The organism is Hymenobacter seoulensis (genome assembly GCF_054780535.1).
Window position 1 is genome coordinate 178,183 of sequence record NZ_BAAGWD010000005.1, and the last position, 25,332, is coordinate 203,514.

23 protein-coding genes are annotated in these 25,332 nt (G+C 51.6%); 4 read left to right on the plus strand and 19 right to left on the minus strand.

The window, feature by feature from the left end; genetic code table 11:
* Nucleotides 1–24: 24 nt before the first annotated feature.
* The gene (locus ACYVHC_RS18680) at nt 25–798 is read right to left on the minus strand and encodes an SDR family NAD(P)-dependent oxidoreductase (protein WP_460615313.1); all 774 of its coding nucleotides are present in this window, start codon (nt 796–798) and stop codon (nt 25–27) included.
* Between the two features lie 121 nt (nt 799–919).
* On the minus strand, nt 920–1,900 hold the full coding sequence (locus tag ACYVHC_RS18685; RefSeq protein ID WP_460615314.1) for an aldo/keto reductase: 981 nt from the start codon (nt 1,898–1,900) through the stop codon (nt 920–922).
* Between the two features lie 849 nt (nt 1,901–2,749).
* Here ACYVHC_RS18685 and ACYVHC_RS18690 point away from each other — a divergent pair.
* The gene (locus tag ACYVHC_RS18690) at nt 2,750–3,217 is read left to right on the plus strand and encodes a LexA family protein (RefSeq protein WP_460615315.1); all 468 of its coding nucleotides are present in this window, start codon (nt 2,750–2,752) and stop codon (nt 3,215–3,217) included.
* A gap of 278 nt (nt 3,218–3,495) precedes the next feature.
* On the opposite strand, the gene ACYVHC_RS18695 is transcribed toward ACYVHC_RS18690, so the two are convergent.
* From ACYVHC_RS18695 to ACYVHC_RS18765, 15 genes are all read right to left on the minus strand, one after another.
* On the minus strand, nt 3,496–3,960 hold the full coding sequence (locus ACYVHC_RS18695) for a hypothetical protein (protein WP_460615316.1): 465 nt from the start codon (nt 3,958–3,960) through the stop codon (nt 3,496–3,498).
* Nucleotides 3,961–4,289: 329 nt separating this feature from the next.
* Nucleotides 4,290–4,877 (minus strand): recombinase family protein, encoded by a 588-nt coding sequence (locus ACYVHC_RS18700; protein WP_460615317.1) that lies wholly within the window; start codon nt 4,875–4,877, stop codon nt 4,290–4,292.
* An 822-nt stretch (nt 4,878–5,699) separates the two neighbouring features.
* Nucleotides 5,700–6,338: a hypothetical protein gene (locus ACYVHC_RS18705; protein ID WP_460615318.1), complete on the minus strand. Its 639-nt coding sequence runs from the start codon at nt 6,336–6,338 to the stop codon at nt 5,700–5,702.
* Nucleotides 6,339–6,353: 15 nt separating this feature from the next.
* Nucleotides 6,354–7,067, minus strand: a complete 714-nt coding sequence (locus ACYVHC_RS18710) for a M48 family metallopeptidase (protein ID WP_460615319.1) — start codon at nt 7,065–7,067, stop codon at nt 6,354–6,356.
* Entirely contained in the window at nt 7,064–10,297 is a 3,234-nt protein-coding gene (locus ACYVHC_RS18715) for a type I restriction endonuclease subunit R (protein ID WP_460615320.1), read from the minus strand. Before ACYVHC_RS18715 ends, ACYVHC_RS18710 begins: the two co-directional genes overlap by 4 nt.
* Before the next feature lie 185 nt (nt 10,298–10,482).
* A complete protein-coding gene (locus ACYVHC_RS18720; RefSeq protein ID WP_460615321.1) occupies nt 10,483–11,505 on the minus strand; it encodes a hypothetical protein in 1,023 nt (340 codons plus the stop codon).
* A gap of 137 nt (nt 11,506–11,642) precedes the next feature.
* The gene (locus ACYVHC_RS18725) at nt 11,643–12,497 is read right to left on the minus strand and encodes a hypothetical protein (RefSeq protein WP_460615322.1); all 855 of its coding nucleotides are present in this window, start codon (nt 12,495–12,497) and stop codon (nt 11,643–11,645) included.
* A 12-nt stretch (nt 12,498–12,509) separates the two neighbouring features.
* Nucleotides 12,510–13,103: a hypothetical protein gene (locus ACYVHC_RS18730; protein WP_460615323.1), complete on the minus strand. Its 594-nt coding sequence runs from the start codon at nt 13,101–13,103 to the stop codon at nt 12,510–12,512.
* Nucleotides 13,104–13,253: 150 nt separating this feature from the next.
* Entirely contained in the window at nt 13,254–14,537 is a 1,284-nt protein-coding gene (locus ACYVHC_RS18735; RefSeq protein ID WP_460615324.1) for a nucleotide-binding domain-containing protein, read from the minus strand.
* Between the two features lie 13 nt (nt 14,538–14,550).
* Nucleotides 14,551–15,099 carry a Pycsar system effector family protein gene (locus ACYVHC_RS18740; RefSeq protein WP_460615325.1) on the minus strand — a complete coding sequence of 183 codons (549 nt, stop codon included), beginning with the start codon at nt 15,097–15,099 and terminating at the stop codon, nt 14,551–14,553.
* A gap of 65 nt (nt 15,100–15,164) precedes the next feature.
* Nucleotides 15,165–16,442, minus strand: coding sequence for a restriction endonuclease subunit S (locus ACYVHC_RS18745; protein ID WP_460615326.1), 1,278 nt, complete (start codon nt 16,440–16,442; stop codon nt 15,165–15,167).
* A 2-nt stretch (nt 16,443–16,444) separates the two neighbouring features.
* Nucleotides 16,445–17,965 carry a type I restriction-modification system subunit M gene (locus ACYVHC_RS18750; protein ID WP_460615327.1) on the minus strand — a complete coding sequence of 507 codons (1,521 nt, stop codon included), beginning with the start codon at nt 17,963–17,965 and terminating at the stop codon, nt 16,445–16,447.
* A 106-nt stretch (nt 17,966–18,071) separates the two neighbouring features.
* Complete coding sequence (locus tag ACYVHC_RS18755; RefSeq protein WP_460615328.1) at nt 18,072–18,374, minus strand: hypothetical protein; 303 nt, start codon at nt 18,372–18,374, stop codon at nt 18,072–18,074.
* A gap of 10 nt (nt 18,375–18,384) precedes the next feature.
* Nucleotides 18,385–18,972, minus strand: a complete 588-nt coding sequence (locus tag ACYVHC_RS18760) for a restriction endonuclease subunit S (RefSeq protein WP_460615329.1) — start codon at nt 18,970–18,972, stop codon at nt 18,385–18,387.
* A gap of 238 nt (nt 18,973–19,210) precedes the next feature.
* Nucleotides 19,211–19,642 (minus strand): hypothetical protein, encoded by a 432-nt coding sequence (locus ACYVHC_RS18765; RefSeq protein ID WP_460615330.1) that lies wholly within the window; start codon nt 19,640–19,642, stop codon nt 19,211–19,213.
* Nucleotides 19,643–19,757: 115 nt separating this feature from the next.
* On the opposite strand from ACYVHC_RS18765, the gene ACYVHC_RS18770 reads away from it, so the two are divergent.
* Entirely contained in the window at nt 19,758–20,009 is a 252-nt protein-coding gene (locus tag ACYVHC_RS18770; RefSeq protein ID WP_460615331.1) for a helix-turn-helix domain-containing protein, read from the plus strand.
* 64 nt (nt 20,010–20,073) lie between these two features.
* Here the strand turns inward: ACYVHC_RS18770 and ACYVHC_RS18775 are convergent, their stop codons facing one another.
* Entirely contained in the window at nt 20,074–21,372 is a 1,299-nt protein-coding gene (locus ACYVHC_RS18775; protein ID WP_460615332.1) for a Y-family DNA polymerase, read from the minus strand.
* The gene (locus ACYVHC_RS18780) at nt 21,356–21,823 is read right to left on the minus strand and encodes a LexA family protein (RefSeq protein WP_460615375.1); all 468 of its coding nucleotides are present in this window, start codon (nt 21,821–21,823) and stop codon (nt 21,356–21,358) included. Before ACYVHC_RS18780 ends, ACYVHC_RS18775 begins: the two co-directional genes overlap by 17 nt.
* A 461-nt stretch (nt 21,824–22,284) precedes the next feature.
* Between ACYVHC_RS18780 and ACYVHC_RS18785 the strand changes: the two genes are divergently transcribed.
* A complete protein-coding gene (locus ACYVHC_RS18785) occupies nt 22,285–23,463 on the plus strand; it encodes a tyrosine-type recombinase/integrase (RefSeq protein WP_460615333.1) in 1,179 nt (392 codons plus the stop codon).
* A complete protein-coding gene (locus ACYVHC_RS18790) occupies nt 23,432–25,327 on the plus strand; it encodes a hypothetical protein (protein ID WP_460615334.1) in 1,896 nt (631 codons plus the stop codon). Before ACYVHC_RS18785 ends, ACYVHC_RS18790 begins: the two co-directional genes overlap by 32 nt.
* Nucleotides 25,328–25,332 lie beyond the last annotated feature (5 nt).

Consider the following 25,332-nt stretch of genomic DNA (forward strand, 5'->3'; position numbering starts at 1 on the left):
GCGCCGGCCAGCGGCGTTCACGACTTAGTTCTTCCCGGCGTATACGCGGGTCTGGCCCCCGTCGACGATGAGGTCGATGCCGGTGATGAAGCTGCTCGCATCGGAGGCCAGGAACACCAGCGCGTCGCCGATGTCTTCTACCGTGCCCACGCGCCCCGCCGGGATTTCGGCCGCGACCCGCTGCACGTAGTCGTCTACTTGCTGCTGGGTCATCTTCTGCTCGTGGCTGTAGCCCTCGGTGGGCACCACGCCGGGGCTGATGGTATTGACCCGAATTTTGCGGTCCTTAAGGTCGGTGGTCCAGCTGCGGGCCAGCGAGCGCACGGCCGCTTTCGTGGCGGCATACACCGCGAAGCCGGGCAAGCCCATATCCGCCGTGATGGAGGCGTTGAGGATGACGGAAGCCCCGTCTTTCAACACGCCCAGCAGGCTCTGCACCGTGAGCACCACGCCCTTGACGTTGATGCTCAGCTCGCTGTCAATCTGCTCTTCGGTTAGTTCGGGAAGAGGAGTGGCGTGGCCGCCGCCCGCGTTGGCAAACAGAATATCGAGCTGGCCGTGCGCCGCTTGGATGGTGTCGGCTACCCGCTGGGCATCACGCTTGCTGGCGGCGTCGGCCTGAATACCATGGGCGGAAGGCCCTAGTTTGGCCACGGCCTCGTCAAGCACCTGCTGCCGACGACCCGTGATGTACACGATAGCGCCGGCTTCAATGAGACGCTTCGCGGAACCAAAACCAATACCGGTGGTGCCACCGGTCACCAGGGCGACACGCCCTTTTAATACTTGCGTTTCCATGTTGTGGTATTAGTAAAAAGCTTAACTCCCAGGCAACAGAGTGCCAGCCCGGCTGCCCGGGAGCTAAGTCGAATGAAGGAGGAAAAAGAAGCTGACGAAAGCCCGCTTGGGGCCCGCTGCGTTAGCGGTTAACCGTGGCTTGCTGCTGGGCATTGTAGCGCGCCCCCTGGATTTTTACCTGCTGGAGCACTTCTTCAATGCGGTGCAGGTCATCAGCGGTCAGCTCGACGTTGGCGGCGCCCACGTTCTCTTGCAGGCGGTGCAGCTTGGTGGTGCCGGGGATGGGAGCAATCCAGGGCTTCTGGGCCAGCAGCCAGGCCAGGGCAATCTGCGCGGGGGTGGCCTGCTTGCGGTCGGCAATGCCTTTCACGAGGTCCGTCAGGGCCAGATTGGCTTTGCGGGCTTCTTCCTGAAAGCGGGGCAGGGTGTTGCGAATGTCGCCTTCCTTGAAGGTGGAGTCCGCGTTGATGGCGCCGGTCAGGAAGCCTTTGCCCAGCGGGCTGAAGGGCACGAAGCCAATTCCCAGCTCTTCCAGCGTCGGAATAATTTGCTCCTCGGGCTCGCGGGTCCACATCGAGTATTCGCTCTGCAGGGCCGATACCGGCTGCACGGCGTGCGCCTTACGGATGATGTCCACGCCGGCTTCGGAGAGGCCGAAGTACTTCACTTTGCCTTCGGCAATCAGGTCTTTTACGGTACCGGCTACGTCCTCAATGGGCACGTTCGGGTCCACCCGGTGCTGGTAGAAGATGTCGATGTAGTCGGTTTTCAGGCGCTGGAGCGACTGCTCGGCCACCAGGCGAATGCGGGCCGGAGTGCTATCGAGGCCGGCCTTGGCGTCGCCGTTTTTAAAGCCGAACTTGGTGGCAATGACCACCTGCTGCCGCACATCGGCCAGGGCGCTGCCCACCAGCAGCTCGTTGGCCTCGCCATACGCCTCGGCGCTGTCGAAGAGGGTCACGCCCAGGTCTACGGCGGCCCGGATAAGTTTAGTGGCTTCGGTGACGTCGGCGGCCGGACCGTAGCCGAAGGTCATGCCCATGCAGCCCAGACCGAGGGCCGATACTTCCATGCCGCTGGAGCCAATTTTGCGCTTTTGCATCTTGTTTTCTGTTTGAGGGTGTGGGGAATAGTCCTTGCGGGGCAGCACTTGCTGGAAGCCTTTCAAAGCCCCCGTACTACTTGCTGCAGTTGACAATACAAAGGTCCCCTAACCCCAGCGCGGCGGAAAACACGATTCAAACCAAAAAGTAAGAATATCAAACCAAATGCAACCTAGGAGCCACCCGCCAATCCTTGCCGGGCTGTTGCACCGACTCTGGTAACAGTTGTCCTGCCCAGCCATTGGCAAGCGGCCCTGGGTACGCCGCCCGATTAAGCAGTGTCCCTACTGGTTGGTCAACCGCCTCCTTGTGCTACCTTTTTCGTTTTCTGAGAAGGCCTTGCCCGAACAGGCACCCATCTGATGCTATGAAGCTCTGCTTCGATGTATTATTGCTTCAAAATATTATTGCTTCGATGTTTTATTGAAGCATTGATGCATTGGCATTATGAAGCGTTTCCACCTACATACCCCTCTGCGGTGGGGTAAGGTGACGGGAAAAGAGTTCCGTTAGCTTACTTGCTTTTCTCTTGGCTTTTGGTGCGTCGTTTTACAGTCCTCCCCCCGGATAAAGCTACCTCGCCTCCCTAGCGCATAGCTTCGGCTGCGCCCAAGCTCGTTTGGTTGGCACCAAGCCATGGTAGGGGCAGGGCGGGGAGCAGGCTATCCCACCCAGACGCGGCAAAGCCAACGCTTTGCCATGATTCCCAATGGCTTAGCTGTGGCCCACCCCGGACTGCAACGGACCGCAGGAAACCGGTACCGCCCAATCAAGCTAAATTCATTAGCTTATTTAACTAACTTAATTAGCAATATCCGTATACTTGTGGCACACCTATTCTTGTTGCCATGTGTGATGTTGTTTTTCTGCCCGTTGTCCGCAAGCCGGCCTGGGTCCGCTTATTTGACATTTCCGTGCCCGCGGGATTTCCCTCCCCGGCCGAGGATCACCGCTCCATCAAGCTCGATCTAAACCGGCTGCTGCTGCCCCACGCTGATTCCTGCTACCTGGTCCGGGTCATGGGCCACAGCATGACGGGCGGGGAGTCCGGCATCCGCGACGGGTGCCTGCTGGCTGTCGACAACCAGCTCCAGGCCCAGCACAACGACGTGGTAATTGCCATGGTTGAGGGTGACTTTACCGTTAAGCGCCTTATCCAGCGCGGCCCCGAGGCCTGGTTTCTGGTGCCCGACAATCCTTCTTATCCGGAGCTGCGCATTGGCGAACCCGACCTGTTTACCATCTGGGGCGTGGTTACCCACGTCGTCACCGAAACCCGGCGCGGCCGGCTCTCCAGCCATGTTCGCGTTAGTTGATTGCAATAACTTCTTTTGCGTGAGCAAAAACTAAGTGGTGACTATGGAGGCCAGATTCAGCGCACTTTGAATCACTCGGCCTTCTGAGTTGAGGAAGATGAGCCAACTCGTGCTCTTCTGCAGGAATGGGGCAAATTACTTCAAGTAGAGAGCTACAAGTTAATGCTCTAAGAAGGTGTTGGTGATTGGAGTTCGGAATAAAAGCAAACGGGTCAGCAAGTTGTATCAAGAGTTAGATTGCTCCATAGGGCAACATTAACCTATGCAGGCCACCAAGATTAAAGTTGGCAATTCAGATGAAAAATGGCAGTGCTACAATGGACACGACCTCCATCTTCGTCATTTCGATTCATTCCCATATACCAGACAACATTTTCCTTCTTATTGAGAACGTACTTCGTGGGTAGCTCAGTCACACCAAGTATGTTTACATGTTCTGGTGTTGTTGATTGAAAATAATATAGCCCATCTTTCTCATGATGGAACGTCACAGAATCTTCCATCCACATTTTGTCTAATTTAACATTATAAATTTTCATTATCCCATCATCGAGCTTCAGAGCAAATTCTACGTTTGTTCTCTCCCGCAACTTGAAGTGTTCCATCTCAAGATTGTACTCACCAAATTCCTGTTGGATGCTTGAACAAGCAAATCTGGATTCGAGAGGATCATTGAAACCGCATCCAGAAGCTAAATACATTACACCAAGCAGGTAGGCGACTAAAAGTGCTTTCTTTGTCATTCTAAAGGGTATCTGGGGCTTTGGAAGAGCGTAAAAAGAGACGAGCCAATAAGTTGAGTAGGAGTTCTTAGACCTCTCCCTCATTATAGTTGATGGGCATCACCCCCTTACTTACTCGCATTGGCAAGTTATGTGCTGCCTCTTGCTTGCGCAACGCAAAGGGTGCCTTGATTAGCGGCAGATGTTGGAGGCCATTTTCTACATGTGCCGCACGAGTACTTGCCAACTTGACCGTGTGCCTCAACCTCCAGCCCTTATTCTTCAACACCCTTTAAGTTGGGTTTGGTGTTCTTGAAGTCATCATCTAGATGTTTAATCTACTGTTATCGTCAATCAGAAGACGTCACTTTGGATGCAGATACTCCCAAAGCGGCTAGATAGCGATAGATGGTAGCTCGACCCACCTTTAGTAATTTGGCAATATCGGTGGCATTCTGACCTTGGAGGTATAAAGTCTTAGCTGCCTCAGCTTTAGCTAGAGCATCCTTATTAAGGCCTGAAGGACGCCCGCCCTGCCGGCCACGTGCACGGGCAGCAGTCAGTCCCGCATTGGTTCGCTCACGAATAATATCACGCTCGAACTCAGCTAAGCTAGCAAACAGATTGAACATTAGCCGGCCTTGCGCCGTGGTAGTATCGAGATGGTCTTGTAAGCTTATGAAATTGATTCCCACATCTTGGAAGCCAGTAACTAGCATCACCAAGTCTTTGAGAGATCGGCCCAATCGGTCTAGCTTCCATACTACTATTGTATCACCGGATCTAACTTGATTAAGTAATTGCCGCAGTACTGGTCGCTCCTTAACTGAGGATGCCTTCTCCTGAAATATTGTTGAGCACCCGTACTTCTCCAAAGCGTCTAGTTGTAAGTGCAACAGTTGATCTGCTGTGCTTACCCGCGCGTAGCCAAACACCATAGCTTTATTCTCATTAAGTCAATATGTCTAAAGATAATGAGAATTAGAATAATGAGATTACTACCTGAGACAGTAAATCAAAGAGATTGTGAGTGGATAAGCAGATAGGCGCAAGTCTCGAATAACGTCCGTTTTATGAGACTAACCTTACCAGTAGCCATGGTAATAAACTGGTGCTAGCCGCCTAGATGTGGCGCAGGTTGGAAAGTATCTGGCGACTGGGGCGGCGGGATGTGAAAACCAAGGCGTTTACAACGAAGTTGAAGGAATTGTGGGGCGTGCGGTATTGAGCCGCCGAGTGCCCTGAGATAGGAGTAAGTATTAATGGCTAATGCACGATTATTAGAAGTAGGATTACTTAAATAGAGTAATAAAGCTTTAGGCTAGGCAATTCAAGGTCTGGCAAAAGCAGGATAACATATTCTGTCATGCACCCAAATACTGGGCAGCAAATGAGGAAAGGCTTTTGAACGGATAATGAGATTAGGGCGGCCAGTATAGTTTTTTTTAGATTGAGTGTTGTCGCACGGTTGATTCATGTAAATAAGCAGCGACTCTATATCGTGAATGCGCTTATGGGAGATATTAGCAAATGACTGGTAATGGATATACCCTAACCAGACAGTTATCTCATCCATTAAGTACTGATACTTTTTGCGGATGTGGTCCTTGTGCATCAAGCGAGCATGGGTGCTTTGACTGTAAGCCATGCCAATGTACCGAAGTTCTTTTTTGAAGGTAATGGCGTACAAGAAACAGTCTTCGCAGTCATTTAAGCCAGTATAATTAGTGGGCTTCCACTTAAGTGTTACAGAATCCATACTACTTTAGAAACAAACCTCCAAACGCCGCTTTCACTAGTTTTAAAACTTCTTGCGCTTGAGTTGGATTAAGCATAAGTCCTGTAATGGCACTGACGAAGCCGCCGATAATCCAATTCTGCCAGTCTTTCTTAGTTAAACCTTCGGCCTTCACAGCAGCCTCGGCAGTCAAGTCAATTAACTTTTGCTTGGCGGCTTCGGGCAGGTCAGCCGTGGCAAAGTTTTGCTTCATTTGACGCAATTGCCCTTGTACTTGGGCTAACTCGCCACGAGTAAATTTATCATTGGCCGCCTCTGAAACGTTCCCAAATAGTTGAGCCGTTTTAGTTGCTTCGGCCCAGAGGTCGGGGGCATCTATATCAGCACGTATTTGTTGAGCCCATATAGAAAAGCATTTCAGCACGTCTTGCCAAGTCTGTCCCAAGTCAGCCCATCCGGCACTCGCCACGTAGGGAATAGTATCAACAGAAAACTCTCCGTTAATACTGTTTCGGTTTATAGTCACAGTGAAATGGCTGATGTCTCCTAAAACTTTGATAATGTATGCGCTGGCCCCCCTATCCTCCTGAAGATGGTTTATAGGAATGTCCATTTTTTGAATAAGCTCAACGAGCTGGTTGCGCTGTGTTTTTGTCAACATATAGAAATTGAATAGTCAGCTTAAAGCCTTCTCTAACTTCTCCTTTCGGCGTTGCCAGTCGGGCAGAACTCGGGTGAGTAGATTGAAGAAACGGCGGGAATGGTTGGGTTCAATGAGGTGGCAGAGCTCGTGGAGGATGACGTAGGCAATGGCGCTTTTGTCAGCGCGGATGAGGTCGGTGTTAAGGGTGATGCGGCCGGCGGAGCTGCAACTGCCCCAGCGCTTTTGCAAGTAGCGCAGGTGAAGCGTAGGCGTGGGCAGCGAGTACTCGCTGAGCAATGGCAGGCACTGGTGAAGCACGGCTGGGAATTGATCAGTGGCATGCTGCTGGTACCATTGGCGCAGCAGTTTGGCAGTAAGGTCAGCATCATCTGGGTGGGGCGTATGCACCACTAATCGGCCGCGGATGAGCTTGACTTTTGAGTGTTCCGACTCTTCCAACCGAAGGCGGTACTGGCGGCCCAAGTAGAGGTGGGTTTCGCCGCTGACATAGCGCCGGGCCGGCGTAGAGGGCCGGAACTGTTGGAAGTAAGCTTGCTGACGCAGTATCCAGGCGGCGCGGCGGGTGACGCGGGCTTGAATCTGGGCCAGCGACACATCTGGCGGAGAGAGGACGTGGACGCGCTGGTCAGGGTGGACGGTGATGCTGAGAGTGCGGCGCGGGCGTACCTCTACTGTGAAGGCCAGTTCGTGGCTGCCATAGGTAATAGAAGACTCAGTAACACTCATGCGTACTGGCGGCGGGCAACGGCAAATACTTGGTCAAGGAGGCGGTCGATGGCTTCTAGAGAAAGTCCGAGGCTTTCGCGTGTATTTAGTTCGAAGAGGTAGTCGTCGAGGGCTAGACGGGCGGCGTTGACGAGCGAATCTTTATTGGGCCAGTCGACAATGGGTCGGTCTTGGTCGAGCAAATGACTGCGGAGTAAGTCGTCGAGGTGCAGGCCCGCGTGTATTGCTACCTCGCGGAGCATGGAGGAATCTGTACCGGTGGTCTGGCGCAGGGATTCTTCGGTGATGCCGTAGAGTGCCTGGGCGACGGGGCGACCCTGTAGGGCAGCGGGAGTGTCAGGGGCGGTGCGGTGACGTAATACTTGCTGCTGCACATCGCGGGCTCGCTGCAGATACTCGGCTTCAGAGATGCGCCGGGCGCGGTAATCGGCAATGGTTTCCTCAATAAGCTCTGACAGGCGGCGGAAAAGAGTTGGGTCTTCGTCCATCTTCTCCGTGATGGTGCGGGCGGTCCGGTGCGCAATGGTATCGGCTTTGGCGGCTGGCGTGCCGGCTTCGGCCACTACTTCAGCAAAGTGCTGCTCATCAAAAATGTTGACCAGCTGGGTGAGGCGAATGATTTCCTCAGTGCTGATGTGCGTGTCAATGAGCTTCTGTACCTGAGCTTCGTACTGTCTGTAATCAACGGTGTCGGCGTAGCGCTGCTTGGCCTGCTCGCGCAGCTTGAGGAAGAAGGCACCGTCATGGCGGTACTGTTCGACCTTAGCCGGCGGATTACGCTGCGTGAATTCCAAGGTGGACAGGGCCAGGCGCAACAGGCGCGCATAGACGGATACCATCTCGTAGAAATTATGGCGAACGGCCGCATCAGCCAATAACTGCTGGTAAGCTTCGGCGTCGTAGCGATTAGGGACGGGGCGAAACAGATCCCACACCGCTGCATGGCGCTGTGGCAACTCATCAACCTGACCACGCACATGGGCAAGCGTATCAGCCAGGTCGGCCTCGTCGAATCCGTCAAGGCTGGAATAGGTGTTCAGAGCCGAATCGAGCTGGTGAAGGTTGCCGTAGTAGTCGATGATGTAGCCGAAGTCTTTGCCAGGATGCACGCGGTTAACGCGGGCAATGGCCTGAAGCAAGGTGTGTTCGCGCAAGCCGCGGGTGAGGTACAAGACGGTGTTCCGGGGAGCGTCGAAGCCAGTAAGCAGCTTATCGACGACGATAATTATTTCAGGCTTGTCCTGATACTTAAAGGCGTTGATTACGTTTTTCTGATACTGCTCGGGCGATCCGTGCAGATCCATCATACGCTTCCAGAACCGCACAATCGGGTCGGTGGGCTCACTGGCATAGGCATCGTCGGTGCCCTCACGCTCATCAGGGCCTGATATGAGAACTTCGGATGATACCCGGCCCAGCATGTCGAGGGCAGCCTTGTACTTAAGAGCCGCTTTTTTGGAGCCGGTAACGAGTTGCCCTTTGAGGCCGGTACCGGCCCAAGTGGCGCTGAAGTGCTGACTGATGTCGAGGGCTATTTCCTGAATTTTCTGCTCGGCTTCGTTTAGGGGTTCAGCGCGACTAACCTTGTGCTTGAGGTCGGCACGCTGGTAATCGGTGAGGGGTTCGGTGACGACATCGAAGAATCGGTCGAGGGGACGGGCATTAACGGTTTGGGCAGCGTGGCGGCCCTCATAGAGCAAGGGCACTACAGCTTTATCTTCGACAGCTTGGCGGATGGTATAGGATGGATCGATGAGGCCGCCAAAGCGGGCGGCGGTGCTCTTCTCGCGCTTGAGCAGAGGCGTTCCCGTGAAGGCCAGGAAGCAGGCCTTCGGTAGCACCTGGCGCATGCGCGTGTGCAGGGAGCCGTACTGGGAGCGGTGGCCTTCGTCGACAAGCACGAAAATGTTATCGTCATTGAGAGGTGCGTCGAGATGCTTAACCGCTTTGTCAAACTTGTTGATGAGGGTAGTGATGACTTCGGCACGAGGGTCGTGCAGGAGCTGGCGCAGGTGCTTGCCGGAACGAGCGCGCTTGGGCAGCTTGCCGCACTTGATGAAGGTACCCTCAATCTGCTCGTCGAGGTCGGTGCGGTCGGTGACTAGCAGGATGCGGGAGCCGGGCAGGCGTGGGTCAGTGGCCAGCAACTGGGCCAGCATTACCATGGTGAGCGACTTACCGGAGCCCTGGGTGTGCCAGAGCACGCCGCCGAGGCGGCGGCCGTCGGAGTCGCGCTGCTGCACCCGCTCGAGGGTGGCGCGAACACCGAAGAACTGTTGGTAGCGGGCTATTTTCTTGAGGCCGTCTTCGTAGAGCACGAAGTGGAAAGCCAGGTCGAGCAGGCGTTGGGGCTGGCAAAGGCTCCAAAGGGCACGATCCTGACCAGTGGGCAACCGGGGGGCGGCCTGGAGCTGGCGGAAGTAGGCCTGGGCGTAGGTGAAGTCGCCGCTAAAGATGGCAGCTTCCTGCTCGGGGCGCAGGGGCTGGTTTTTGAGGGTGTGAAGCTGCTGCTCCCAAGCGGCTTGGGCCTCAGGATTGGGGTGTTGCTCGCGCCAGACAGCCCAGAACTCGGATGGGGTGGCAGTGGTGGCGTAGCGGGTCTGGTCGCCATCGGCCACCATTAGCAGCTGCGACCAGATGTAGAGCGGGCGAATGCCGTCTTCGGTTTGTTGGCGCAGGTGCTGGGAAATGGCCTGGTCGAGCAGGCCGGCAGCGGCGCGCTTGCACTCGAGCACGGCCAGGGGAATGCCGTTTACGAAAAGCACCACGTCGGGGCGGTAAGTATCAGGCAGCCCGGAGCGCTGCACCGTGAACTCACTGGTGACGTGGAAGACGTTGTTGGCAGGCTGCTGCCAGTCGATGTAGCGCAGAGAGAAGCTTTTGCGGTCGCCGTCGACGACCTGCTCGAAGCTCTTGCCGAGGGTGAGCAGGTCGTAGGCAGCCTTAGCGGCGGGGCCAAAGCCGAGGGGGCCGGGTAGGTCGCGCAGGGCCTGGATGGCAGCGGAGAGGTTTTCGTCGGAAAAATGATGCTCCTGGCCGCGGTGGCGCACGGCATTGAGGCGGGTGAGCTGAGCGCGCAGCACTGTTTCGAGGAGTACATTTTCGGTACGCCCGCCGCGGGCGGCCAGGGCCTGCGCGGGGGCAATGTATGTGTAGCCGAGCTTCTGCAGCCACAGCAGGGCCGGAAGCTGGGAGGCGTGATCTTCGCGCAGGTTGGGAGTAGCGGACATTACGTTCTAATGATGCGCCTCACCCCCCGGCCTCTTCTCCTAAAAGGAGATGGATGGCCTAGTGCAGGTCGCGGATGAGGTGATGTTAGTCTATTCTTGTCGCGAGTCTAATTCTGCCATTTGGAGGAATGAGCCTAGGAACCGTCCGGTCTTCAAGCCGGGCTTTTTTTGTTAATGACATGAGATTATTCAGCAGCGCGTTGGTCCGGCTCTTTCATCATGTTATCAGAGTCCCAAGAGTTGCCTAGCTCAATAAAAACTCCATCGGGTCCGACGAATATTTTGGGATCGGGATTATTATCAATTTCATCCGACTCATCGATTAGGGCATTCAATTTCGGAATCCGCTCAAATGGAATGTGCCAATCGGGATTCTCTAGATAGAATTTTGCAGGCTCTTTGAGAAGGCCGATAGTCAAGTCTAAATCTGGAAAGGATCGCGTGGTGAATAAAAATGATGTAGTAGACTTTGGAATCGTATATCGTCTGGGTACGGAATCAAGCTTATCAAAATCTATTAGGCTGCGAATAGGCGCATAGTATTGTTCCAAGAAGTCAAGCGGTTCGATGGTGTAACCTGCCTCGTTTGATTCACCTTCCGGATCTTTCCAAGTTGCATGAAGAATACCTGCACCCTTAGTGTAGGCAATGCAGGCTATGGGTACAGGTCTAGTGATATTTATGGGTTGTGCTCTACAGGCTTGTTCTAATGCACTTTCCATCAAGCCTTTCTCAATTTTTTCACTCCGGCCTTTAGCTTCCAAAACGAACCACTCTTTTTGAGGATTCATCCCGATTAGATCAGGCCGTGTACCCTTTAGTTTCTGGCCAAGACTTTTTAAGTAGCTATCGTAATGCAGTACCCAAGGAACGGTCAGGCAATGGCCGGATAAATACTTAGCCATTGTAAGCCCCATGAAATAAGAAATAGCCGTCTTTTCGCTGCCATCGAGTGCCTTATACAAATCGGTTTGCTGAAACTCCCCTTTCATCGACTCCTTCCAGCTCATCCTAATCATGTGCAAGCGTACTAAGCGCTCGTAGCGTGAATACTCCTTATGCTGGGTAAGCTCGCTTGCACCTGCTTTGCCGGCAGTAATAGCAGCCCAGACTAAATTGCTCCAATAGACAGTAACTGTATTCTCGCTGGTACATCTCGGATACTTTGCGGTGTCAAATTCAGCAGAGGTGTAAGTCAGTTTGGGCATTGTGTTATTAACTTCCTGAAAGGGTTTTACAGGATTTATTTTTGTTTCCGCGTACCCTTGTTTCAAACATGACCCTACCATGTGAGGAAATATCAGGGCTGGATGCCGAGCATTTTTCTTGTTGTAGACCTTTGCTGCTACTCATTATGCTCCGACAGATAGTCGATTAGATCTGCTTGATTTTGCTTTATCGGCTGGATTAACTCTTGGCTGGTCCCTAACAAGTTAGCCAGCATCCCAACTATTTCTTGCACAAACACCAGTGATTTGAACCACTGGGCGCAGAAATATGCTCCATCAAACTGGATTGTATCACGGTTTGCGGGACAATAATGATGTTGTTGAGATAGGTCCCTCTGCAGACGGTATAAATAAGATAAATGTTGAGTCGCGTTTAATGCATTTATTTGGTGGAACATGTCGCTTTCGGTTAGCGGTCTATCCACAGCTTTAGGGTCCTTGAAAAGTGTTAAGTCGCTTGTGGCCCTCAGTTGGCTGGGCTTTTTAGGGACAAGCGAACCTGTTTTAGGGTCAGCTATAAACATGTGTTCCCCTTTACGATGCATCTCATCTCGTAGCTCTTGCGCTTCTTGCTGAACTACTGCCGGGTCTTCACCTGGCCGCTCAAGATTCAAATTATCGGCCACGAAATTCAGATAGCTAATATATGGCCGGTCAAGAAGGTGAAGCTCATTTCTGAAGGACTCCTCGTGCTGATGGAAACTGGCTAGATATAGCCCTGTAATAGCATCTGTCAGACAAGTTCGCATCACGAGCGAAATGGGTACCTTGAGTTCTGGCTCTGCTGGCCACTGTGCCAACTGAACTACGACTCCAATAAGGTTGCACCTTATCCGGCGAAGTAAATCTAAATAGGTGTGCTGAACCAAACTTACATGCTTAAACTGAAGGCCAATACCATCAATCCCATCTATTAGACGGGTGATGTGGCGGTAAAGAACGTCGCGGTTTTTTTCGTCTGCGTAAATCATGATAGTGGGTAATTAGGGCTTATCCCAGTAGCGGCGGAACATTTCAGCTTCGACTTCCAGTAGGTGTTGGTAATCGGGGTTGGCAACGGCAGGCAGGAATTTGGAGCGGTGAATGTCCAATATCCCTAACTGCACTTCAGGCGTAAGCTTGGCTCGGAGTTGCTGCTCAAGCAGATGATTAATAGAGCAGACTCGTTCCTTAGTAAGGCGCTCTTGGCGGAAATAAAGCTTAAGGACGTGTACTTCACCATCTATAACGAGGCCCAATTCTGGTGCTACGTTTACCATGATGTCGGCGTGTTGCCAGGTAGTTTTGGGTGGCTGAATCCACTCCAGCTTCTTGCGACCCCAAAATTTCTGGTAACCTTTCACTACGGGCGGGTAACACTTCTCCTTCTGCTTATTAGTCAAACCTTGCAGTACACTTTCGAGCTCCTTTTTGGGTTTATCGGTTTTGTGCACGTGCTTGACATGGTCGCGTAGCGGACCATAGAAATCGAATTGCTCGTCGCGTCTCAGTTGCTCCACGAAGCGCAGCTTCTGGATGCCAGTTTTGGTGACGAAATTCAGGAAGTTGGTGAGCGAGAGCGAAACGGGTTCGGCCATAAGAAAGATAGGAAAGTGAAAAATTCAAGAGGTAAATTGAACTATCTATTGACACACTTATTAGGCTTCTACTTCATGGCTTCGGAGCTCCATAATGAACCAAGTTGCACGAGAACTTAATTGAAGGCAATAAATAACTCTTGGTTCAGGCTACTGGCCGAATATGAAGTGCCTCGCAGTGAAGTTTTCCAGATGGGCTGAGCGTTTCACTCGGCAAATTATTTGGTGCTGGCCCAGATATGCTGCGGTAGTTACTGCTGTTATCTGGCCATCGAAGCGCTTGCCTAAATCATGCTTTTCTTGACCTGCCTCTTTGGCCTCAGATCCCGAGTTAGTAACCTCCCACGTTATTGTATCTGTTGGCAGCTTATGGAAAGGCACTCCTCCTTTTGCACGCCTTAATTGAAATTCTAACTCTGTGCCTTTAGGAATTGAGTATAGATTTTGAGGATAGATACTTACAATTTGCCCGTTCTGTTTGATGCGACATTGCAAACGATAATCAGGTACTTCAATGCGAATACCTGAGGTTGCGCTACCATGTGCGAAATCGAATGAGAGCAGGTATTTCTGCCAGTCAAATACCCAGTTTCGGTATCTTGGTGGTCCATTGAAAATGTATGGGAGTGGCTTTTTGGAAACAGCTAACTCCGGTACACTTAGATAATCTCCTGGCAAATCGAGCTTTTTGCGCACATTGTCGCCAATCAATACCCCATTAGAAAGGGCTCTGGCTTGTAGCTTAGCTGCTAAGTCTGTATGCAAGCTCGTTGTAGTTAACTCGCTGCAACCGGGAATACCGTAGTGAGACCAAAGGACATCGTTGTCGTCGCCGTAGTCGATACCGACACGGATTTTAAGCGGTTTGACTTCTAACTGCTGGAAAAGCAAAGCCAACTGAGTATTAACGAAGTAGGTGAGCACCGAAGCCGCATTCAGTGCGGAAATGATGGCGTCGTTCTTGTGCACATTCTTGCCAACAAAATATACGAAGACCCCGTCGCCCTGAAGACGTTGAATGTGGCCGCCAAAGAAGCTGCATACTTCAATGGCTAGCGTCAAGACATAGTCTTTGATGCGGCGAATGGTAGGCAGGTCGTAGTAGGCATTGAGCCGGGTAGAGCCTTTGATGTCGGCGAACATAGACACTGCGTAATGATTCAGCGTTTCATCGTGCGCAAGACCCTTAAAATCGGGGTGAGGCCCTAATAGGGCACGTGGGGCTTTCCATTGGATGTTGCCAAACAGCATACTCAGATCTGACTGCTCTGCAGCTACTTCCGATGCCTGAATGGAATACAGCTTGGTGCGAACGGCTGGCGCTGAACGCCCAATGAAGTTGTCGTAACTCTCCACTACATGCCCCTTTTGCAGGGCGTTTTGGGAGCGCAGCAGGTTTTCGATAGAGCCGAGAGTATTGTCGAAAAGACGCACAGTAAATGGATTTTTAGTTAAATACGACGAAGAGAAATAGGGCAAAAAAGATGGTCAGCTGCACATACACCAGCTGGCTTGCCCAGCTGATGTGTCGGAATTTGCCTGACAGAATAGAGGCTACCTGGTTGGTTTGCCGGGCCAAGTCGTTGATGGTGCTGGCATTGTCAGCTTCCTTCACCTGCTGAAGAAAGGTGTCGGGTTGTAGTTCGCTTACCGAACCAAAAAATATTAGTGATTGGTAATTTCCCCGATTGTTACCGGACGTAAGCGCCGGATATACAGCCCGGATAGTGAGGTAAATGGAAATTACTGATACCAGCACGAACAGAAGCGAGATAACTTGAAACCACGCGTACACTGTACAATTCGACTTCAAGCCTTCTGCTAACTTCAAAAAGTTGACTACAAAGCCTCCAGCGGCGAAGGAGTTAAACGCTAGCAGAAAACTGCCTTTGGTGTTGACGGCATTGGCATATTGGTCGTAGCGGCCTAATATAAATTTGAGGTGGGTAATTCTATCCGTATCGGTCATGGAGTTTGGATGTTGAGATATTTCCACGGCTGAAGAGTTACCCATTTTCCAGAACCAGTTGGAGGGATAGAGATACTTTAACATGCTTATCATTATGCTCTTAATTGCTTTGTGGGTACCCGCAACTTGCCCGTAAGTAGCTGCTGCATTAGGCCCTTTTTCTGCTGCTGCCACTGCCGAAGCTGTGCCTGGAGCAGCTCGATTTCCTGGTCGCAGGCGGTGAGCACGGCGGCAATGCGCTGTTGCTCGGGGAGCGAGGGAAGGAGTATTTTCTTCTTTAGCAATTCCTCGGGGCCAATGCGAACTGCTTTTCTGCCGCCGGCCGCTATGTCAGCAAAGCGGGCGTAGAACTCCTCTCGTGAGAAGTAGGCGAGCAGTAAGCTAGCGTCAACTTCTGGGCTTATGTCAAAGGTTGGTAAGTCGAGGGTGCTTTCGTACCCATCAAGCTCATCAGGAATCAGACCGAAAGCACCATTCAGGAAATCGAGCTTGCTGTAGATGAATTGCCCGGCTTTGCGCGTGTAGTATTTCGTGTTTACGCTACCTATCTGGCGCTCATTTTTCGCAAGCACTCCTTTCCCGTACAGCTTTACAGTCAGCTTTTTGGCAGCCTTACCATTCGAGCCGGGGATACGACTCTCCGTAATAAGCGAGCTTATGCGCTGCTCTCGCCACGGCTGCCCCTGAAACTCGGGAAACCGCCGCTGCCCCGTCAGCAGTTGCTGCATCAGGCCGCGCTTGTAGGTGCGCTTGGCGGTGATGAGGTGTTGGGTGCTGGTGATGCACGAATTGAATTTACTGGCCACCTCAACAATAAACCGTTGTTCGCTCAACTGCGGCAAGGCAATGGGGAAGTCTTGAACGTCTTTGCCTGTAATGTTCGGGTCCTTACGACTGCTAGCAGCAAAGTTTTTCCAATAGTCAATGTTCTGGTTGAGCCAGGCTAGTAGAAATTCAGGTAACAGTATGTTGCTGTCTACCTCAATAGCCGAAATAGCTTGGTTAATTGCCGCATCAGCAGTTAAAATGCCCGTTCTGCCAATCTGCTTGAATCCGCCATACATGGCGACCAATACCGTTCCGCTTGGATATAATTTGCAAGAACTTTCTTTCAGAGCTAAGCTGGTAATCTGCTCCTCTGTTTCGCGGATTTCGTCGCGTGTCAGGTCACCTGTTTTAACCCAAGGTATAGTCCCGGCTGCGTAATACTTTTCATAGCCAGAACGCGCTGGCGTAGAGCCAGAGGAAATATTTCCTACCTCACTAAGCTTAGTAAATCCCCATTCTTTCGGTATCCAGCCCAGCTTCGTCGGCTTGTAACCCGGCTTCCCGGCGGCAGCCACTGCGGTCGTCATTTCCATCGTTTCCATGCTTACGCCTCCACGTTAATGCCCAGCTCGCGCAGGTAGGTGTGCACTTGGCCGCGCACAGCGGCCAGTTCGCCTTCCAGCCGGGTAATCTCCCGCTGGGTATCTATCAGGCTGATGGCCGTTTCGGCTTCCTGTGTATCCACGTAGCGCGGAATGTTGAGGCTGTAGTCGTTTTCGAGCAGCTGGGCCGGGGTAACGCGCTGGGCGTACCGCTCCTCGGTTTCGTAGCGGCGGTAGGCGGCCACCACACGGGCCATGTGGGCTTCGCCGAGTCGGTTTTGGTTTTTGCCAGCGTCGAAGTCGCGGCTAGCGTCGATGAAAAGTACATCGTCGGTGGTGCGGCCCCGGCGGAATAGCAGGATGGCGGCCGGAATGCCGGTGCCGAAGAAGAGGTTGGCCGGCAGGCCGATGACGGCATCGAGCAGGTTTTCCTCGATGAGGCGCTGGCGAATCTTGCCCTCAGTACCGCCCCGGAACAGCACGCCGTGGGGCACGATGACGCCGGCCTGGCCGTGGCCGTCGAGGGTGGTTTCAATCATATGCAGGATGAAGGCGTAGTCGCCCTTGCTCTTGGGCGGCAGGCCGCGGTAGAAGCGGCCGTGGCGGTCTAGGCCGGCTTCGTCGTGGCCCCACTTGTCGAGGGAAAAGGGCGGGTTGGCAGCCACCACATCGTAGCGACGCAGGTTTTCGCCGTCGAGCAGGCGGGGGTTGCGCAAGGTGTCGCCCCATTCAATCTGGGCATCATCGAGGCCGTGCAGGAACATGTTCATGCGGCACAGCGCGTAGGTGGAGCCGTTGATTTCCTGGCCGTAGATGGACACGTTGCGTGAGCCCACCTGGCGGGCCATCTTGATGAGCAGGGAGCCGGAGCCACAAGTAGGGTCGCAGATGCGGGCGCCGGGCTGGGGATCGAGCAGGCGAGCCAGCAGCTCGGCCACTTCGCCAGGAGTATAGAACTCGCCACCCTTCTTGCCAGCATCAGCGGCGAAGCGGGAGATGAGGTATTCGTAGGCGTTGCCGATAACGTCTTCGCCGCCCACTACAGAGGGGCGCAGGTCGAGGCGCGGGTCGGCGAAGTCCTGGAGCAGAAGTTTGAGGCGAGTGTTCCGCTCACGGGTCTGGCCTAGGTTGGGCTCAGAGTTGAAATCGATGTTGCGGAACACATCGGTGAGCTTGCCACGGTTGGCGGTTTCAAGGTCATCAAGGGCAATGTTGATCAGCTCCCCGATGTTATCGGCATTGCGCTGCTGGTAGAGGTAGTCAAAGGCACAATGCTCAGGTACTTGGAAGCGCTCCAGCTGCATAGCACGGGCTGCGCGAGCCTCATCGCCTTGATATTTGGTGAGGTAGGCGGCGTGGTGATCTTTCCACACGTCGCTGAGGTACTTGAGGAAGAGCAGCGTAAGGATGTAGTCCTTGTACTGGGTGGGATCTACAGTGCCGCGTAGCGTGTCGCAAGCGCGCCAGAGAATGTTGTTGATTTCCGTCTGGGAGACGCGAGATGTAGGTTGTTCTGGAATCATGCTTTGGGAGAAGAGTCTCATCTCCTGCAACCCCTCTCCTCGAGGAGAGGGGTTGCAGGAGGCGCGGTTTGGGGGTACTTACAACTTTATAGAAGGTAAAGGGACGTCAATTGGCTTCTTCACCAAATTCTTCGCCACATATACCGTCCCAGTTATGGTTGAAACTCACAGCTATAGCACGTCTGATGCTAATAGGAGTGCCTGACTTAGATAAGGCTAAGACTATATTCTTAAGGTCTTGTGTGGCTTGGGCAGGATGAGAAGATTCTTTCCACAGTGTAGATGCCGGCAGAATTATATCACAGTTGCGGTCAAGGGAATAGCGTTTACCAGAGTATTGTTTCTCTAGTAAGGCAGCTCTAACTTCATCATGACGTGCTGAAACGTCATAAGTGAGTAATGTATTCATAAGGAAGAGTTTAGGAAGCGGTGAGGAAAGAACCGGTGGCGGCTAGGATGGCATCTTGAAAAGCCTGCTGATAGAACAACTTTTTTTTATTTAGCAACTCTTCGGTAAGCTGTTGTTCTCGCTGGCTTAGCTGATAGAATGCTGCGAGACGCTCTTGCACTGGCAGCGCAGGTATGTCTATGGGAGTTGTCAGCAAGGCCGCTTTGTTAAGTACGGGTACTGTTGTGCTGGCATTTGTGATCCCCTGAAGGCGGCGCTGAGTGTAGGGGTGGTTAAAATACGCGACTAAGTAAGCCGGGATTATTTCCGGGTTAAGCCGTATTATGAAGAACCCAGAAGAGGCTACGTATCCAGACAACTCCCCTGTAACTAGAGTAGCAACGTAACGGCCGCCTTTAGCGGGAAGCAACACATCTCCAGCGCACAAGCGTGCACGTTCGTTGGCCAAGCTATTAGCAACATAGCGAGCGGGAGCTTCTGTAATTCGACGCCCAGTACTATCTAGGTCACTAGGAAGCAGAAGAATTAAAGGCCCTTTGTCTTGCGGCTTCTCATAGCTGCCTAAGAACACGGATGCGAGATCAGAGAGTGTAATCAAGATAATTTCTTCTGTAGTACACTACAAAAGTGAGGTGTAGCAGTGATATATCCTAAATATTTCTCTGTATATGACTACAATTTTATTTAATTAACGTGTCTGCTAATACAAATTGTAAGTTGACTATGCACCTATCACACTGTCTAATTGGTTGTTTTGCAGATCACTAAGTGCAAGAACACGAGTAGTCAAGTATTCTAAAGACTAATAGCACTCAAATAAGAGCGTCTAAAGATGATCAATGCAGTGTGGTGGTTATACCCAAGAGAACCGAACGCATATCGTTCTGTACGTCTAAATTCTCGAAATTTTCATATAGCATTTTAGCTCCTAATACTTTCAGTTCATTGACTAATCCTGGATTGAAGGTCGCAATGATCTGGTATGGATAGTCATCGTAACCCAACTTGGTAAATAGAGGCATGTAGCTTGAAATTTTGCCCCTTTTTTCATCAAAGCTGATAATCCTAAGTCCACATCCTCTTAAAGCATACATAATTTGAGTTAAATGCTCCCTAGTAGGGCAATGCTCACCGGGGAATATAGTAGTTACTGGTAGGGTACAGGACAAAGGATTTGCCAAGTTAAGTTGCTGTAGTAGCACTGTAAGTAACTGCCATGCTCTACTGTTAACAGAAGCTTCTGTCAGGGAATGATTAAGATGAGACATGAGTATGGTGATTAAGTGATAATCCTTTCTCAATTGAAGGCCACGCAAAGATTACCATCTAAATGCATCGTATACGATACGAATTGTAATTAATAGTCGGCTGTCCTTCGCGACAGTGAAAAATCCGGCTACTATACAAGCCTTTGGCCTACACCTTAGGAGTCTTCGTGTTCAAAGAGGACTCAGCCAGCAAGCGTTAGCCGATGAGGCGGATTTAAGTAGGCCCACGATTCAGCGTGTTGAAACTGCTCAGCTTTGTGCTACGCTAGATGTATTAGCGAGTATCGCCCGTGGGCTACAGATATCTCTACCGGAGCTAATGGATTTTCCTGAAGTAGATGGCACCACTCATAACATACCTAATTAGTTGTCAATTAGTAGATGTCACCGATTGTGTGAGGCTAACGTAGGCTTTGTTTATTAATACATCATCAGGCCCGTATCTGTAAAAGATCATCCCAATTAGTAGTATAAGCGGGGCTCTGCCACTGGCGCTGGCCCGAGTAGAAAGCGGGCTGGCGGCCCACCCCCACCTGGACGGTGGCGAAACGCACCGTGCCCGCGCCGTAGCGCTCATTGAGCTTGTCTAATTCACTCATGAGCCTGGTTCTCCGCTCGGCTTGCTCATTGGAGGCAAACAGCAGCAATTGCTGCTGGCCCGCCGCTTCCAGACCATCGAAGAGCACGCCGGCTTTCTTGTACACCGTGCCCGGCTGCCAGAGGCGCTTGAGCGCGGCCCGGGCGTAGCGCAGCAGCTCACTGGTGTCGCTGGTGGCCATGGGCAGGGCGATGGTCGTGGCGAACGTATGCGGGGGTGGGTCCGAGCCGAAGCGGTTCTGGCTGATGAAGACCGTGAGCAGGCTCACGGCCGAGCCCTGGCGGCGCAGCTTTTCCGCGGCGCGGGAGGTAAAGGCCCCCACCGCTCCCAGCACCTCCGGGAAGGCCGAGAGCGGGGTGCCGAAGGTGCGGGTGCAGGCAATGCGCTGCCGCTCCAGGGTGCCATCCTCACTCGGGGCCAAGGCGTAGCAGGGCACACCTTGCAGCTCGCGCACGAGGCGGGCGCCGACGACGCCCCCCAGGTGCTTGCGGGCCCAGGCCTCGGACACCTGGGCCAGGTCGGCCGCCGTCCGGATCCCGGCATCCGTGAGCTTTTGGGCGTACTGGCGGCCAATGCCCCAGACGTCTTCCACGGGTACCTGCGCCAGGGCCCACTGCCGCCGCTCATCCGTATCCAGGTGTAAGACCCCGTTAAGTAAAGGTGATTTCTTGGCTACGCGGTTGGCCAGCTTGGCCAGGGTCTTGGTGGGGGCAATGCCGATGCAGACCGGAATGCGCGTGCGGCGCAGCACCTCCCGCTTGATCACGGCCGCATACTGGGTCAGGTCGCCGTGGAAGCGCTCCATGCCGGCTAGGCTCAGGAAAGCTTCATCCACGGAGTAGATCTCCAGCTCGGGCGTCACGGAGCTCAGGTAGTGCATGACCCGGGCCGACATGTCCCCGTAGAGGGTATAGTTGGAGGAAAAGACGTGGGCCTGGTGCTGCTGCAGCAACTGCTTGACCTTGAAGTAGGGCTCGCCCATCCGGATGCCCAGGGCCTTGGCCTCCGCCGAGCGCGAGACGATGCAGCCGTCGTTGTTGCTGAGCACGACCACTGGCTTTCCTTCCAGCGCCGGCTGGAAGGCTCGCTCGCAGCTCACGTAAAAATTATTACAATCAACTAACGCGAACATGATTGGAAAGTCGGCCGCGCCGGGTTTCAGTGACTACGTGCGTGACTACGCCCCAAATGGTAAACAGGTCGGGCGCACCGATGCGCATCTCGGGGTAGGATGGGTTATCCGGTACTAGGAACCAAGACTTTGGCCCTCTTTGAATAAGGCGTTTAACAGTAAAGTCGCCTTCGACCATGGCAATGACAATATCGTTGTGCTGGGCTTCGAGCTGGTTATCTACAGCCAGCAGGGCCCCGTCGCGGATGCCGGACTCGCCGCCGGTCATGCTGTGACCCATTACCCGCACCAAGTAGGAGGAATCCTTGTGGGGGAGCAGCAACTGGTTCAAATCCAACTTGATGGACTGATGGTCCTCCGCCGGGGAAGGGAACCCAGCAGGGACAGCGATATCAAACAGCCGAACCAATAAAGGCTGTCGTCTGACTGATAAGAAGGCTACTTGGCACATAGCAATAGGGAACAAGTGTGCTACAAGTATACGTGTATTACTAATTAAGTTAGTTAATAGACTAATAAAATTAGTTTGCTATAGATATATTAATACCCTGCTTGTTCAGAGGTGTTTCAGGCTTTTAAAGCATTTGCCATATTTTTTTATAACCATGATACAAATAGCTATGCCTGCTATAGTACAACGTATACCACCATCTATGTTGTTTATTATATGCAAAACTCATTTGACAGACACGTGATGACATAGATAAGAATAGATTTTGATCAAACTATTGATGAGCAACTAAATAAATACCCTTTATATTGGTTAAAACAGAGCTATACAACGGCGCGTTAAATGCCAATAGATAATAATAGTTATAATCATACTTTATATAAATTTAGATTCTAAACGAATTGTATGTATGGGAAAAATTATAAAATGGTCATGTTGCAATAAACATTAAACGTCGAAGGATGCATATACACGCTTTCACCTGTGAGAATGATCGAGCGCGTTATATTCTGTACGATGAAAACGAGGCAATTATTGATTTGCCTACCCGATTCGCTTATGCTTTAGCCAGCAGGATACGCTACAGCAAACGTTCTGTTATTGAATACTTGAAAGTACTCAAGCTATTCTGTGAGTACGTCAGCTTAAGAGATTCTGGTAATCAAAACACAATGGATGAAACCATAGCCAGCATGGGACCAGTCATCATAGAAGATTGGTTTCTGAAATTAAGGGATGAAGGCATAAGTGGTGCGACTCTACGAACCCGAGATGTCATACTGAAAGCCTTTATGGAATGGCTCACTACACAAGAAGCGGGTCAAGTAAGGCAACCGTTGGATCATCCTTATTCAGACGGAAGGTTAAAAACTGCGACTCCATCGCGTCCTGCTCCTAAATATTTGACCTATCAGGAAGTGGCAACTTATATCCAACACGGTCTTCGTAACGAGAGCGAGCGATGCCTAGCACATTTTATGTATGATACTGGCGCGCGAGTTTCCGAAGTCCCCCGTGTACTTCAGGCTGATCTACCTGATTTAGAAGCCTACTCTTTTGAGACAATGTATTTCCCTTTACTCATCCGAGGTTCTAAAGGACGTGGTGGTTTACTGAGGGAGCGCTACACCATTATAAGTCGCCCCTTACTTGAGCGTTTATATCGCTTACACAATAACTGGCGAGTCTATTTGCGTGCCCAGGCTAACTACCCGGCTGACAAAATGCCCGCCTTTTTAAATGTATTAGGGCAGCCAATTACAGCTAGTGCTATTCAGAAGCAGACTTACAAGGCCTCAGTTCGCCTAAACAAGGACGGGCTAATGTCTAAACACATAACCCCGCATTGTTTTCGACACGGTACCGCCTTTTCTATTCTGCAATCCGAGCATGGCCGTGAATTTTTAGAGAACCTCGTTGTCTGTCAACGAGCCTTAGGGCATGTCAGTATCAAGACAACAGAGCTGTACACGATGATACCTGCACCCATCATTGCACGGATGCAGCAGTTCGGCTCACCCCATGGCTTTCGAGAACGATATCAAGAAGCGCAGTACATCTACGAGCAAAGCTTCAAGCCACAACGTGATCATACTGAACATCGGGGGCATGGGCCACACGTCATCACTAAGCGGCACTAATATGGGCGTATATCTAAACACGACCGATACAAACCGTTTGTTGCTACCCGAACCAACACTCAAAGACCCTTTGAGTCAAGTTGATTTTTTATTTAAGAGGTTGGCTAAAATCCGGTCTACTAGCCGTCATAATTTTCTAACCGCCCTCTCATTGTATAAGAAGCTGTATCTGGCAGCTACGAACAACTATGATCCTAACCTGCCAACTAAGAAGCTTTTCTATATTCATGAGCAGTGGGATAGCTTCTGCTTATTGAAAGTGCAGAGCTTCCTAGAAAATAATAACACAGAAAGTAACCCTCTACGTCTTTCATCGGCATCCGTCGCCAATTTCATCTCCGCACTTCGACAAGTGATGCAGTATGCAGCACTTCATAAACTAACGACAAGTACCTATATATACTCAACTTCGTCTGCGCCAGTCCAACGGGAAACAAATCAGAATGAGGCATACTCTGATGCAGAGATGGATATCATTAATAATTGGCTTAAAGAAAAGTTAACGCAAGCCAATAAGATTATTTGTACCCCTGGTTATCAGCGGGTAGGTGGAGGGCAGGATCCACGAATTAGGAAGCCAAGAACGTTACAACATCAGCAAAGCAAATCAGGGGATTTTGGCTGGACCCATATTGCCAATCAGCGATGGTACTTTGAAAATGTAATGGACTGCCAGGCAGAGTACAAAAGAGTTACGCCAGAGCATCCGCACTATTCATTCTATTACCACACGGCAAATCATCCAGGCGGTTATCAATCGTTATTTATCGATTGGAGAATCAAGCCCATCATTACGCTGGATGTGATGATGCCACTGGCCTTGAAATTGAGTTTGGAATCTGGATTGAATCCTAGCTCACTTTGGAACCTAACTACCGATTGTTTTCAAGAGAAGCATCCTTTGACCGGTGTACCATACATCCAGTACTACAAAGCTCGTAGTCAGGGACACATGGAGATGCATTTGAGTCCATATAACAAAGACGCAACGATTTGCGAGTTTAAAGAACAACAAGCTAATGTTATCCGCAAAACAATTGCCTTAGTACTACAAGCAACATCTTCTCTGCGAGCTAGTGCTCCTAAAGGGAGTGAGAATATTCTCTTTCTGTTCCAGGTCTCGCGCAAAAACTATTTTGGGGAGGTGCGTCGGATGCACGATGGCGTTTCCTCTACGTGGTGCACGAGCCAGGTTGCCACCTACGGGTTAAAAGCGGAAAATGGCAGGCCGCTTCAACTAGCCCTTGGGCGCTTCAGGTCCACAAGAATCACAGACATGGTGCGCAAAGGGTTTGACTTTTTTGAAATACAAAGTCAGTGCGGACACCGGTCAATCTTGACGACGTTAAAATATATAGCCCGTAATAATCTAGAGGTTAAAGCACGACAGGATGTGCTACAAGCTCTACGGGTAATCCACGATAATCAGGCTTGGCAACAACAAACTCAGCCTGCATATGCAGGAACGCCCTCTTCCTCGCATAATACAATACTATATAAAGGCATTGTAGCAGATTGCCGCAACGTGTATGATCCCCCTGATGAAGTAAAAAAGCTAAAGGAGTACACAGCGGGTCAGGCCTGTACTCGCTTCAATATGTGCCTGTTTTGTAAGAATGTTGTCTTGATGCGGCATCATCTACCCATGCTAGTAAACTATCAGCGGCAAATCAGAGAGGCAATTGGACACAATACTACTGAACTCCCGAACGAGCAATACTATGTGCGCACGTTAGGGATCCTTGATCGTGTGTTAGATCCAAGTACCTCTGAATTCTCTCAAGACGATATAACCTGGGCGAACACGGCTGCGGAAACCATGGATGGATTTATTGACCCAGTGGTATATCGATCCATCTTATAAGTATA

Coding starts and splice junctions, on each gene's coding strand:
- ACYVHC_RS18680 (WP_460615313.1), bottom strand. CDS start 798: ATGGAAACGCAAGTATTAAAAGGGCGTGTCGCCCTGGTGACCGGTGGC.
- ACYVHC_RS18685 (WP_460615314.1), bottom strand. CDS start 1,900: ATGCAAAAGCGCAAAATTGGCTCCAGCGGCATGGAAGTATCGGCCCTC.
- ACYVHC_RS18690 (WP_460615315.1), top strand. CDS start 2,750: ATGTGTGATGTTGTTTTTCTGCCCGTTGTCCGCAAGCCGGCCTGGGTC.
- ACYVHC_RS18695 (WP_460615316.1), bottom strand. CDS start 3,960: ATGACAAAGAAAGCACTTTTAGTCGCCTACCTGCTTGGTGTAATGTAT.
- ACYVHC_RS18700 (WP_460615317.1), bottom strand. CDS start 4,877: ATGGTGTTTGGCTACGCGCGGGTAAGCACAGCAGATCAACTGTTGCAC.
- ACYVHC_RS18705 (WP_460615318.1), bottom strand. CDS start 6,338: ATGTTGACAAAAACACAGCGCAACCAGCTCGTTGAGCTTATTCAAAAA.
- ACYVHC_RS18710 (WP_460615319.1), bottom strand. CDS start 7,067: ATGAGTGTTACTGAGTCTTCTATTACCTATGGCAGCCACGAACTGGCC.
- ACYVHC_RS18715 (WP_460615320.1), bottom strand. CDS start 10,297: ATGTCCGCTACTCCCAACCTGCGCGAAGATCACGCCTCCCAGCTTCCG.
- ACYVHC_RS18720 (WP_460615321.1), bottom strand. CDS start 11,505: ATGCCCAAACTGACTTACACCTCTGCTGAATTTGACACCGCAAAGTAT.
- ACYVHC_RS18725 (WP_460615322.1), bottom strand. CDS start 12,497: ATGATTTACGCAGACGAAAAAAACCGCGACGTTCTTTACCGCCACATC.
- ACYVHC_RS18730 (WP_460615323.1), bottom strand. CDS start 13,103: ATGGCCGAACCCGTTTCGCTCTCGCTCACCAACTTCCTGAATTTCGTC.
- ACYVHC_RS18745 (WP_460615326.1), bottom strand. CDS start 16,442: ATGGAAACGATGGAAATGACGACCGCAGTGGCTGCCGCCGGGAAGCCG.
- ACYVHC_RS18750 (WP_460615327.1), bottom strand. CDS start 17,965: ATGATTCCAGAACAACCTACATCTCGCGTCTCCCAGACGGAAATCAAC.
- ACYVHC_RS18755 (WP_460615328.1), bottom strand. CDS start 18,374: ATGAATACATTACTCACTTATGACGTTTCAGCACGTCATGATGAAGTT.
- ACYVHC_RS18765 (WP_460615330.1), bottom strand. CDS start 19,642: ATGTCTCATCTTAATCATTCCCTGACAGAAGCTTCTGTTAACAGTAGA.
- ACYVHC_RS18775 (WP_460615332.1), bottom strand. CDS start 21,372: ATGTTCGCGTTAGTTGATTGTAATAATTTTTACGTGAGCTGCGAGCGA.
- ACYVHC_RS18780 (WP_460615375.1), bottom strand. CDS start 21,823: ATGTGCCAAGTAGCCTTCTTATCAGTCAGACGACAGCCTTTATTGGTT.
- ACYVHC_RS18785 (WP_460615333.1), top strand. CDS start 22,285: ATGCATATACACGCTTTCACCTGTGAGAATGATCGAGCGCGTTATATT.
- ACYVHC_RS18790 (WP_460615334.1), top strand. CDS start 23,432: ATGGGCCACACGTCATCACTAAGCGGCACTAATATGGGCGTATATCTA.